Below are 11,578 nucleotides of genomic sequence, written 5' to 3'. Positions count from 1 at the left end.
CGCGGGTGCCGCGGCGGGCGGCGTGGCCCGGCAGTCGGTGCGCTCCGCTTTCGGGTCGGGTGCGACCAGCGCGGGCGCGCGCCGCCCGGGGACCCCGCCGCCGGCGATCCCCCCGTCCGGCAGGCCGGCGTCCATCCCCCCGGCGGCCCGCGGCCCGGTCCGCACCTCGACCCGCGGGACCCCGGCGGTGCCCGCCGCCCGGCCCGCGGGCACCGACCCCGCCGCGGACGCCGCTCCCGACGCTGCGGCGACGGCGTCGACCGGCACGACCTCGCGCACCGCAGCCGGCGCAGTCGGCGCCGCGGCTCCCGCGGACGCACCCCGCTCGCCCGCCGACGCCCCGCCGGCCGTCCCGCCCGCCCGATCCGGGTCGCCGGCGGAGCCCGCGCCCGCCACCGAGCCGAGCACCGCGGCGGCCACGGCCGCGACGCGACCCGGCACGGCGACCACCGAGGACGGCGAGTCGGGCCCGGGCACCCCCGAGCAGCGCTCGGCCGCATCCGCCGAGCCCACGCGCGCCGAGCCCGCACCCGCGGAGCCCACGTCCGCCGCGCCTGCTGACCCCGCACCCGCCGAGCCCGCACCCCGGGACGACGAGCCCGACGCCGCGGACCTCGCCGTCGCCGGGATCACGGGCGTCGGCGAGAAGCCGGCCCGCACGGAGCCCGCGCGCGACGCCGCCGACGGGACGGCCACCACCGCCGTCGCTCCCGTGCGCCGCACCAGCTCCGTGTTCGGCCGCACGACGGCCCGTGGCGCCGCCGCCTCGGCCTCGAGCGCCGCCGCACCGGCTGCCTCCCCTGCCGCCGGGGACACCGCACCGGCCGCCGCGGCCCCCGCCGACGGCTGGACCCCTGCCGTCCCCGCCGCCGACGAGCCGCCCGTCTTCCCGTCGTTCGGCTCCGAGCCGACCCCGGCGGCCGACGTGCCCGCCGACGCCCCCGCCGACCGCCCGGCGTGGGACCTGCCCTTCCCCGCCGAGGAGCGGGCCGTTCCCGTGTCCCAGCGGCGCATCGACCCGACGCGGTGGGTGCTCGGCGGCGTCGCGCTGGCCGTGATCGTCGGCGTCGTCATCGCGATCGGCAACGTGCTGTCGCCGTTCAGCTCGCCGGGCGACTCGGGCACCGAGGCCGCCCCCGCGCCGGCGACGTCGGCCCCGGCCGCCGAGGCGCCCGCGGAGGAGGCCCCGGCCGAGGAGCAGGCACCGGCCGCCGCCCCGCCCGTCGTCGCCGCGGTCAACAGCATCGACCCGTCCGACGGCGACGGGGAGCACGAGGAGCTGGTCGGCCGCCTCACCGACGGCGACCCGGCGACCTCCTGGTACACCCACACGTACAACCGGCCCGACTACGCCGGGTTCAAGGACGCCGTCGGCCTCGTCATCACGCTGCAGGCCCCCGCGACCGTCACGGCGATCACGCTCGACGTCAACGGGTCCGGCGGCGCCGTGGAGGTCCGGTCGACCGACGCCGCGAACCCGACGGCGGGCGACGTCCTGGCCTCCGGCGCGCTCGCGCCGCAGACCGTCCTGACCCTCGCCCAGCCGACCGAGACGCAGAGCATCGTGCTCTGGTTCCCCTCGCTCGCGCAGACGCCTGACGGCCAGAACCGCATCGAGATCACCAACCTCGCGGTGTCCTGACCCCGCCTGACCAGGCAGCACCGCGGCGCGGAACATCCCGCGCCTAGGATCTGTTCTCCGCAGCGACAGCAGAGTTCCCCGACCTCGAGGAAGCACCGTGACCGAGACCCCCGTCCGCGACATCGTCATCGTCGGCTCCGGCCCCGCCGGGTACACCGCCGCGATCTACGCGGCGCGCGCGGGCCTGGCCCCCTACGTGGTGGCCGGGTCGGTGACCGCCGGCGGCGCCCTCATGAACACCACGGACGTCGAGAACTTCCCCGGGTTCCCCGACGGCATTCTGGGCCCCGACCTCATGGACAACCTGCAGAAGCAGGCCGAGCGGTTCGGCGCCGAGGTGCTCTGGGACGACGCCGTCGAGCTCGACCTCGCCGGCCCCGTGAAGACGATCGTGACCGGCGGCGGCGAGACCATCCGCGCCCGCGCCGTCATCCTCTCGACCGGCTCCGCGTACCGCGAGCTCGGCCTGGACGACGAGAAGCGGCTCTCCGGCCGCGGTGTCTCGTGGTGCGCGACCTGCGACGGGTTCTTCTTCCGCGACCAGGACATCATCGTGGTCGGCGGCGGCGACTCGGCCGTCGAGGAGGCCACCTTCCTCACCCGGTTCGGCAAGTCGGTGACGATCGTGCACCGTCGCGACGAGCTCCGGGCGTCGAAGATCATGGCCGACCGCGCCAAGAACGACCCGAAGATCCAGTTCGCGTGGAACTCCGAGGTCGTCGGCATCCACGGCGACGAGAAGGTCACCGGCGTCACCCTGCGCGACACCGTGACCGGCGAGACCCGCGAGCACGGCGCTACCGGCGTGTTCGTCGCGATCGGCCACGAGCCGCGCACCGAGCTCCTCGCGGGCCAGGTCGACCTGGACGAGAACGGCTACATCGTCGTCGAGGGCCGGTCCACCCGGACCAACCTGCCGGGCGTGTTCGCCGCGGGCGACGCGGTCGACCACACCTACCGCCAGGCGATCACCGCCGCCGGCTCGGGCTGCTCGGCCGCGCTCGACGCGCAGCACTACCTGGCCGCGCTCGGCGACGTGGACCCGGCCTCCCCGGCCGAGATCCCCGCCGCCGTCGAGCAGGCCGACGTCGACGCCGCGGACGCGCTGGACGCGCAGGGCGCCGACACCGCCTCGGCCGCAGCCGCCGCCGGGCACTGAGCCCGGGCGTGTCCGCCGCCCTCGCGGTGACCGCCGGCACCTTCGAGCAGGAGGTGCTGCGGTCCGAGCTGCCCGTGGTCGTCGACTTCTGGGCGGACTGGTGCGTGCCGTGCCGCATGGTGACCCCCGTGCTCGAGGAGCTCGCGGTCACCTACGCGGGGCGGCTCCGGTTCGTCGCGGTCGACACCGAGGCGGAGCAGGACCTGGCCGCCCGGTACAACGTCGTCTCGATCCCGACGCTGTACGTCTTCCACCAGGGCGACCTGGTCCGGACGCTGGTCGGGGCGCGCGAGAAGCGTGCCTACGCGGCCGAGCTCGACGGCGCGCTGGCCGAGATCGCCACCTGGTGACGGCGCCCCGCGCCGCCCGCTGACCCCGGAGCCTCCCCGCCCGTCCGGACGGGGAGGCTTCGTGCGCGTCCGGCGCGCCCGCGGTGGACGGGGCGGGGGGTGCCGGGAGTGGCGTGGCACACTCGGGAGATGACCGCTCTCGAGCGGCCCGACGGCATGGCGTCGGGCCCCCACCCGACCCCGGCCGCCGGCACGCGGCTCGACCGCTGGCTCGGCTCGTACGCCGAGCGCACGCACGGCATGCGCGCCTCCGAGATCCGCGCGCTGTTCGCCGTCGCGAACCGCCCCGAGGTGGTGTCGCTCGCGGGCGGCATGCCGTACCTCGAGGGCCTCCCCCTGGACGTGATCGGCGACCTCGCCCAGCGCGTCGTCGCCACCCGCGGCACCACCGCCCTGCAGTACGGCTCCGGCCAGGGCGACGAGACGCTGCGGGAGCAGATCCTCGACGTGATGCGGCTCGAGGGCATCGAGGCGCACCCCGACGACGTCGTGGTGACGACCGGCTCGCAGCAGGCGCTCGACCTCGTGACCCGGCTGTTCGTCGACCCGGGCGACGTCGTCGTCGCGGAGGCCCCGTCGTACGTCGGCGCGCTCGGCGTGTTCCGCGCGTACCAGGCCGACGTCGTGCACGTGCCCCTCGACGCGGAGGGGCTGATCCCCGAGGCGCTGGAGACCACGCTCGCCGACCTGGCCCGCCAGGGCCGCCGGGTCAAGTTCCTGTACACGGTGCCGAACTTCCACAACCCGGCCGGGGTGACCCTCTCGGCCGAGCGCCGGCCGCGGATCCTCGAGATCGCGGCGCGCTACGGCGTCCTCGTGCTCGAGGACAACCCCTACGGCCTGCTCGGCTTCGACCGCGAGCCGCTGCCGGCCATGCGGTCGATGAGCGACGAGGGCGTCATCTACCTCGGCTCGTTCTCCAAGACGTTCGCCCCGGGCTACCGGGTCGGCTGGGCCGTCGCCCCGCACGCCGTCCGGGAGAAGCTCGTGCTGGCCTCGGAGTCGGCGATCCTGTCGCCCTCGAACGCCTCCCAGCTGGCGATCAGCGCCTACCTGGCGACCTGCGACTGGCGGGGCCAGGTCAAGGCCTTCCGCGAGCTGTACCGCGAGCGCCGGGACGCGATGATCGGCGCCCTCGCCGAGCACCTCCCCGACGCCACGTGGACGGTCCCGGACGGCGGCTTCTACACCTGGGTCCGGCTGCCCGAGGGCCTGGACGCCAAGGCCATGCTGCCCCGCGCCGTCACCGCCCGCGTCGCCTACGTGCCCGGGACGGCGTTCTACTTCGACGGGCAGGGCACCGACCACATGCGGCTGTCGTTCTGCTTCCCGACCCCGGAGCGCATCCGGGAGGGCGTCCGCCGGCTGGCGGGCGTCGTCTCGGCCGAGAGCGAGCTCGTGTCGCTGTTCGGCACCGGCGGCGGCGCGTCGCGCGGCGACGTGCAGTCCCCGGGCCCCGACCTGGCCTGACGCGGGGCGCGGCCGGGCCCGACCGGACGCGGCCCGCGACCCGGTACGGTCGGGGCGGCGCCCGCTGCCCGCGCACCGGCACCACCACACCGCCCGTCCACGACCGGCCCCCGCGGCCGCACCAGGAGGACCCGAACCGTGCCGCACGACCCCGTCCCCGCCTCTCCGCGCGTCGTCGTCCTGGCGGGCGGCCTGTCGCACGAGCGGGACGTCTCGATCCGCTCGGGCCGGCGGGTGGCCGAGGCACTGCGCACCGCCGGGGTCGACGTGTCCGTGCACGACGTCGACGCCGATCTGGTGCCCGCCCTCGCCGAGACCCGCCCGGACCTCGTGTGGCCGCTGCTGCACGGCGCGAGCGGCGAGGACGGCTCGGTGCGCGACGTCCTCGAGCTGCTGGACGTGCCGAGCCTCGGCACCGGCCCCCGTGCGAGCCGGGTCGCCTGGAGCAAGCCGATCGCCAAGACGACCGTCACCCGGGCGGGCATCGCGACGCCCGAGTTCGTCACGCTGCCCCAGAGCCTGTTCCGGGAGCTCGGCGCGGGCCGGGTCATGGACGCGGTGGTCGCGAAGCTGGGCCTGCCGCTCGTGGTCAAGCCCTCACGGGGCGGCTCCGCGCTCGGCGTGACCCTCGTCCGCACTGCCGAGGAACTGCCCGGCGCGATGGTCGCCTGCTTCGCCTACGGCGACACCGCGCTGATCGAGCGCGCCGTCGAGGGCGTCGAGGTGGCGGTCGGCGTCGTCGAGCTGGACGGCTCGCCCGTCGCGCTGCCGGCCGTCGAGGTCGTCACCGACGGACCCTACGACTACGACGCCCGGTACAACCCCGGGCGCACGGAGTACTTCGCCCCGGCGCGCCTCACCGACGACCTCGCGGCGCGGGCCGCCGAGGCCGCGGTGCTCGCGCACCGGGTGCTCGGCCTGCGGCACCTGTCCCGCACGGACCTCATCATCGACGCGGACGGGCAGCCGTGGTTCCTCGAGGTGAACGTCGCCCCGGGCATGACGGAGACGTCGCTGTTCCCGCAGGGCGCCGAGGCCGGCGGGCACCACCTGCCGACGCTGTACCGGCGGCTCGTCGAGGCGGGGCTGTCGGGGCGCTGAGGCCGCCCGGTCCCCGCAGGAGCCGCACGACGAGGCGCCGGCACCCCGGGGAGGGGTGCCGGCGCCTCGTGGCGTCAGCGGGGCGCTGAGCGTCGCTCGGACCGGCCGGGCGCCCGCGGTGCGCCCGGCGGTCAGGAGCGCAGGATGCCCGGGTCGTCGGGCGCGAGGCTCGACAGGATGCGGTTGAGGTCCTGCACCGAGGCGAACTCCACCGTGAGCTTGCCCCGCTGCTTGCCGAGGTCGACCTTCACCCGGGTCTCGAAGCGGTCGGAGAGCCGGCTCGCGAGGTCGTCGAGCGCCTCGTTCCGCAGCCCGGCGCGCGGACGGCGCTGCTTGGGCTTCCCGTCCTCCGCCCCGAGCGCGACGATCTCCTCCACCGCCCGCACGGACAGCCCCTCGGCCACGATCCGCTGCGCGAGGCGCTCGATCGCCGCGCCGTCGCTCAGGCCCAGCAGCGCGCGGGCGTGGCCGGCGGACAGCACGCCCGCGGCGACCCGGCGCTGCACGAGCGGGGGCAGCCGGAGCAGGCGCAGCGTGTTGGAGATCTGCGGGCGGGAGCGGTGGATCCGCTGCGCCAGCTCGTCGTGCGTGCAGCCGAAGTCGTCCAGCAGCTGCTGGTACGCGGCCGCCTCCTCCAGGGGGTTGAGCTGGGACCGGTGCAGGTTCTCCAGCAGCGCGTCACGCAGCAGGTCCCCGTCCTCGGTCTGCCGCACGATTGCGGGGATGGTCTCGAGGCCGGCCGCCTGGGTCGCACGCCAGCGCCGCTCCCCCATGATGAGCTCGTAGCCGTCGTCGACGGCGCGCACCACGACGGGCTGCAGCACGCCGATCTCGCGGATGGATCCCACGAGCTCGTCCAGCGCGTCCTCGTCGAAGACCGATCGCGGCTGCCGCGGGTTCGGCCGGATGGCCGTCACCGGGAGGTCGGCAAAGGTCGCGCCGGGCACGGGGACGAGGTCGTCGACCTCGGCGGTGGGCGGCATCGGGGGCACGGGGACAGCGGCGGGGTCCGACTCGACGGCGCGCTCGACGGCGCGCTCGGCGGCCGTGCGGGCCCGGGTGCGCGTGGGCTGCCGCACCGTGAGCGACGGGACCCCCTTACGGCCGTTGGACCGGGTGGTGGGGGCCGGGGACGCCGGGGCCTCCGCTGCGGGCGCATCGACTGCCAGGTGACCGTTCCCGCTGCTCAGAGCGTCGGAAAGGTCGTCACGAGCCTCGCTGCCGTCCGGCGTCGGCCGACCGTCGCGGTCGTCCGAGGTCGTGCGGTCCGGGAAGAAGACGTCGACGGGCCGGTCCCCCTCGCGGGGCTCCGCCCCGGTGGGGATGAGCGCTCCCAGGCCGCGCCCGAGACCTCGCCGCTTCTCGCTCACGCGTCCTCCTTCTTCCTGTCGGCCGTGGTGCCGCGCTCGGCGAGCTCGCGCGCCGCCTCCAGGTAGGCCAGCGCGCCGCTCGAGCCGGGATCGTACGTCAGGACGGTCTGCCCGTAGGACGGCGCCTCCGAGACGCGCACCGACCGGGGCACCGTCGTCCGGAGGGTCTTGTCGGGGAAGTGCTCCCGGACCTCCTGCGCCACCTGCTGCGCGAGGTTCGTCCGGCCGTCGTACATGGTCAGCAGGATCGTCGACACGTGCAGGCCGCGGTTCAGGTGCGCCTGGATCAGCTCGATCGACTTGAGCAGCTGGCTCAGGCCCTCCAGGGCGTAGTACTCGCACTGGATCGGGATGAGCACCTCGTCGCCCACGACGAACGCGTTCACGGTGAGCAGGCCGAGGCTCGGCGGGCAGTCCACGAGCACGTAGTCGATCCGGGGCTCGCCCCGCCGGTCGCGCTCCTCCAGGTAGGCGTGCACCGCGTTCCGGAGGCGCGTCTCGCGCGCCACCATCGACACCAGCTCGATCTCCGCGCCGGAGAGGTCGATCGTCGCCGGGGCGCACCAGAGGTTCGGCACGTCGGGGCTGGGGTACACCGCCTCGGAGAGCGGCGTGCCGTCCACGAGGACGTCGTACACCGAGGTCACGCCGGCCCGGTGGTCCACCCCCAGGGCCGTCGACGCGTTGCCCTGCGGGTCGTTGTCGATGACCAGGACGTGCAGGCCGGACTGGGCCAGGGCCGCGGCGAGGTTCACCGTGGTGGTGGTCTTGCCCACGCCGCCCTTCTGGTTCGCGACCGTGATCACCCGGGTGCGGTCGGGCCGGGGGAAGGTGCGGCCCCGCAGCTCGATGCGGCGGCGCGCGTCCTGACGCAGCTCCGCCATCAGGGGCGTGTCCTCGTCCGCGGGCGGCAGGCTCTCGACGAGCGCCGCGCGCCGCCGCTCGTCCGGGTCCTCGATCTCCCAGCGGGTCGGGTTGGTCGTCACGCGCCCTGTCCCTTCGTCGAGCGGCGCGGTCGGCGCGACCGGCCCTCCGTTCCACGTGAAACACGCGCCGGCGGGGCCGCGGACGCGGTGCCGGTGCTCGTGCGGGTCACCACGACCACGCTCGTCGGCTCCAGACCAGGCAGCGTGGGCGCGACCTCGATGGCCGCGGGCCCCCCGCCGAACCGCTCCCCGACCTGGACGGCAGCCTCCGCCTCGTCCTGCGCGCGGCCGCCCTTGAGCGCGACGAGACGACCGCCGACCCTGAGGAGCGGCAGAGTCCAGGGGTACAGCTTGTCCAGGGCCGCGACGGCGCGGGCCGTGACGGCGTCCGCCTGCAGCTCGCCCACCTGGTCCTCCGCCCGTCCGCGGAGGACGCGCGCGTTCGGGAGGCCGAGGGTTTGGACGACCTCCGTCAGCCAGTCCGTGCGACGCTCCATGGGCTCCAGGAGCACGACCTCGGCGTCGGGGCGCATCGCGGCGACGACGATCCCCGGGAGACCGGCCCCGCTGCCGACGTCGACGATGGTCCCGGCCTCCGGGAGGAACGGCACCACGGCGGCCGAGTTCACGACGTGCCGCTCCCAGAGGCGCGCGACCTCCCGCGGCCCGACGAGCCCGCGGAGGACTCCCTGGTCGCGGAGCATCGCGTGGAATCCGGCGACCGACGGCCACGCCGCGCCGAAGTGCTCGGGCAGGCGAGGGTCGCCGTCCAACGGGTCGACGGGCGCGTCGGGCCGCTCGTCGTCGCGCGCGGGGGCGGACTCAGGCCGCACAGCACTCCCCTGGTCTCGGGATCGGGTGGTGCGCGGTGGCCTGTTCGGAACCGGTGCGCACGTGATGCCTCTACGTTACCGCGCGGGTCCGACGGTCCCCGCGCTCGTGCGGGCCGTGGCGCGGCGCTGTTCCACGTGGAACGGTGCGGCGGAGCGCGCGGGATGGCGACGGCTCTCGCCTCGCGGGGCGTGCTGCGCCGCGTGCGCGGGACCGCCCGGCAGGGTGAAGGGTGGCGTCGGCCGGTGGTGGGTGCCCGGACGGCGTTCTGACGGTCCGGTATGGCAGCGGTCGACTCGGGTCGACGCGGAGCGGTGTGGTTCCACGTGGGACGTTGACGCCGAGCGGGGTGCGTTCAGTGAGCGGGACGTTCCACGTAGAACGTCGCGTCGTTCTCTGTGCGCGCGGAGGGCCGGACCGAGCGGGCGTGGCCGACTGTTGCCGGATGTGCAGCTGTCAGTGCTGTTCCACGTGGAACCGCGAGGCGGATGTCCGACGCTCGCGCCGGCTCTGCTGACGACGAGCACCACCACCACCACGACGACAACGGCGAGGGCGACGACGACCACCGAAAGTCGGCCGACCGCTCCCGTTCCACGGCGGGTGCCAGCGTGCGAAGGCCGACGCCCGGTCCACGCCCCGCTCCGAACCTACGGGGTAGGGGCGGCGGGTCTGAGCCGCGAGCGTCGGGAGGAGCGCGCGCCGAATGGCGGCCCTTCTCGCCTTGGTTCGTCGCGCAATCGCCGGCGCCGGGTTCCACGTGAAACGGGCACTCAGTCGAGTCCAGAGAGGCCGAGCCTCAGGTCAGCACGTTTGACCTTGCGCCTGCCACGCGCGTGTGGCTCACGCCACCGCGTGGCTGCCGGGAGGAGCTCACGGGGTGCGCGGAAAGCGACCGCCAGGCTCGGTGATTCTCTCCCTACTGCCCACGCCAGGAAGCTCTCCCCCACCCGCCCTGGCTCAGCAGTCCGGGCGCCCCGCTCCGTCCGCACAGGCGAGGAGACGCACCAGGGGTCATGAGACGCAGCATGGGCCAGGAGACTCAGCACGGACCAGCAGGGACACGACCGGCCGGGCGGCGAGACAGCACCGGTCACCCGCCGACTGACCAAGCCACGCGTTGTGACGTCGTGTGTCGATGGTCCACGTGGAACAGCGACGCGCTTGGACACGAGCCGGCGCCCGACGCGACGGCTCAGACGGTCACGGTCCCACCCGGTGCCACCTCACAGGTTCCGGCAGCGCAGTTGACGTCACGGCCCCACAGCGCCTCCCACCCCTATGCCCGCCTGGCGGGCGACGACGTCTGTGCGCCGATCGAAAGCCCGCGCGGACCAGCCTTCGCGCCCAGCGCGCGACTGTCACCGCGGCCGTTCCGTTGCGGTGCAGGTCGGCCTCCGCGGGCAGGTCCGCACGCGGCGTGCGGCAGCCCACCGGCTACGCCCCCAGGCCGAGGCCTCCCGCTGGGCCGTACCGGCGAGCGCCCGCCCACGGAGCTCGGGCACCTCCCTCGCGGCGGAACTCGGGGCACGAGCCGGGCACAAGGCGGTCCTCCCCCGATGAGCCGCGCCCAGTCGGGCAAGCGGGTGTTCCACGTGGAACACCCGTGCTTCCAGCACACCCGCCGCCCGAAGGGCCCAGGTCGTGTGCGCGTGGTCCCGCCACCGCCGCGAAGGGGCCCTCGCGTGGAACGCCCTCGCCGTTCCGAGCGCCAGCCGTGCACACTCAGGAGGGGCGCCGAACCTCACCGAAGGCCCGCCGGGCCCCGAGCCTGCCCTCCCGAGCAGCCGGAGCGGGCCGTCGATCGGGGACGCGACGCAGACGTGAGACCAGGCCGAGCGACCGCCTCGTCCGACGTCGAGGATCTCCCGTGCACCGCCCCCGGTGAGCACGCCTCGTGGAGCGGTCCCGCGCTCCATCCCCACCTCGTCCGCGCGAGCCGAGGGGCGATTCGCTCGTCGCGCCGGGCGATCCTGGCGCCCGCGCCCGACCCCATCAGAAAGACGGACGGTGGCGGCTTCTCAGTGACCAGCATGATTCTGCCGTACGTTCACGCTGAAACGACTTCCCCCAGAGGCCCTGAGCGCCGGGCTCCGAAAGCGCGAAAGGCCGGTCCCCCTCGGGACCGGCCTCTCGTGAGCTCCTGCGGAAGCGCCTCGCGAGCCTCAGCTCGCCGGCTTCACCACCACGTACCGCTCGGGCTCCACGCCCTCCGAGTCCGAGGTCAGCCCGGCGGCGGCGACGGCGTCGTGCACGACCTTCCGCTCGAACGGGTTCATCGGGTCGAGCGACACCGCGGCTCCGGACGACCGCACCTGCGCGATCGCCTCCTCGGCCACCTTGACGAGCTCGGTCTTGCGGCCGGCCCGGTACCCGGCGACGTCGAGCATGAGCCGGCTGCGGTCGCCGGTCTTCGCCTGGACCGCGAGCCGGGTCAGCTCCTGCAGCGCGTCGAGCACCTCGCCGTCCTCGCCGACCAGCTTGCGGAGCGCACGCTCGGTGCCCTCCTCCGCGACGATCTCGACGGCGGCGCGGCCGTGGTCGACGTCGATGTCGATGTCGCCGTCGAGGTCGGCGATGTCGAGCAGCTCCTCGAGGTAGTCCGCCGCGATCTCGCCCTCTTCCTCGAGGCGGGTCACGGCGCCGGCCTCACCGGCGGCGTCGGTGGGAGTGGTCATGTGGGGCTCTCCTTGCTGGGAGGGTCGGGGTCGCGCCGGGGCGCGGAGGTC

8 protein-coding genes and 1 pseudogene are annotated in these 11,578 nt (G+C 75.2%); 5 read left to right on the top strand and 4 right to left on the bottom strand.

Annotated elements, in window-relative coordinates:
* From J5O08_RS21375 to J5O08_RS16365, 5 genes and pseudogenes are all read left to right on the top strand, one after another.
* Positions 1–1,642, top strand: a pseudogene (locus J5O08_RS21375) (hypothetical protein); the annotation flags it as partial.
* A gap of 97 nt (positions 1,643–1,739) precedes the next feature.
* Entirely contained in the window at positions 1,740–2,801 is a 1,062-nt protein-coding gene (trxB, locus tag J5O08_RS16380) for a thioredoxin-disulfide reductase (protein ID WP_218707953.1), read from the top strand.
* Between the two features lie 8 nt (positions 2,802–2,809).
* Positions 2,810–3,151: a thioredoxin gene (gene trxA, locus J5O08_RS16375; RefSeq protein WP_218707952.1), complete on the top strand. Its 342-nt coding sequence runs from the start codon at positions 2,810–2,812 to the stop codon at positions 3,149–3,151.
* Between the two features lie 129 nt (positions 3,152–3,280).
* The gene (locus J5O08_RS16370) at positions 3,281–4,621 is read left to right on the top strand and encodes a PLP-dependent aminotransferase family protein (RefSeq protein WP_254630312.1); all 1,341 of its coding nucleotides are present in this window, start codon (positions 3,281–3,283) and stop codon (positions 4,619–4,621) included.
* A gap of 138 nt (positions 4,622–4,759) precedes the next feature.
* Positions 4,760–5,722: a D-alanine--D-alanine ligase gene (locus J5O08_RS16365; protein WP_218707951.1), complete on the top strand. Its 963-nt coding sequence runs from the start codon at positions 4,760–4,762 to the stop codon at positions 5,720–5,722.
* A gap of 131 nt (positions 5,723–5,853) precedes the next feature.
* Here the strand turns inward: J5O08_RS16365 and J5O08_RS16360 are convergent, their stop codons facing one another.
* From J5O08_RS16360 to J5O08_RS16345, 4 genes are all read right to left on the bottom strand, one after another.
* The gene (locus J5O08_RS16360) at positions 5,854–7,092 is read right to left on the bottom strand and encodes a ParB/RepB/Spo0J family partition protein (protein ID WP_218707950.1); all 1,239 of its coding nucleotides are present in this window, start codon (positions 7,090–7,092) and stop codon (positions 5,854–5,856) included.
* Entirely contained in the window at positions 7,089–8,078 is a 990-nt protein-coding gene (locus J5O08_RS16355; RefSeq protein ID WP_305764248.1) for an AAA family ATPase, read from the bottom strand. Before J5O08_RS16355 ends, J5O08_RS16360 begins: the two co-directional genes overlap by 4 nt.
* Positions 8,075–8,851 (bottom strand): 16S rRNA (guanine(527)-N(7))-methyltransferase RsmG, encoded by a 777-nt coding sequence (gene rsmG, locus J5O08_RS16350; RefSeq protein ID WP_308281670.1) that lies wholly within the window; start codon positions 8,849–8,851, stop codon positions 8,075–8,077. The genes J5O08_RS16355 and rsmG overlap by 4 nt, the downstream gene beginning before the upstream one ends.
* 2,163 nt (positions 8,852–11,014) lie before the next feature.
* Positions 11,015–11,527, bottom strand: coding sequence for a R3H domain-containing nucleic acid-binding protein (locus J5O08_RS16345; RefSeq protein ID WP_218707948.1), 513 nt, complete (start codon positions 11,525–11,527; stop codon positions 11,015–11,017).
* Positions 11,528–11,578: the final 51 nt, after the last annotated feature.

This window comes from Cellulomonas sp. PS-H5 (assembly GCF_019265565.1).
Taxonomy (GTDB): domain Bacteria; phylum Actinomycetota; class Actinomycetes; order Actinomycetales; family Cellulomonadaceae; genus Cellulomonas.
The sequence above is the reverse complement of the archived record's forward strand: the minus strand, read 5'-3'. Positions and strand labels throughout refer to the sequence as shown.

Excerpts from the sequence above, each read along its gene's own strand:
- J5O08_RS16370 (WP_254630312.1), top strand. The coding sequence starts at position 3,281 with ATGACCGCTCTCGAGCGGCCCGACGGCATGGCGTCGGGCCCCCACCCG.
- J5O08_RS16345 (WP_218707948.1), bottom strand. The coding sequence starts at position 11,527 with ATGACCACTCCCACCGACGCCGCCGGTGAGGCCGGCGCCGTGACCCGC.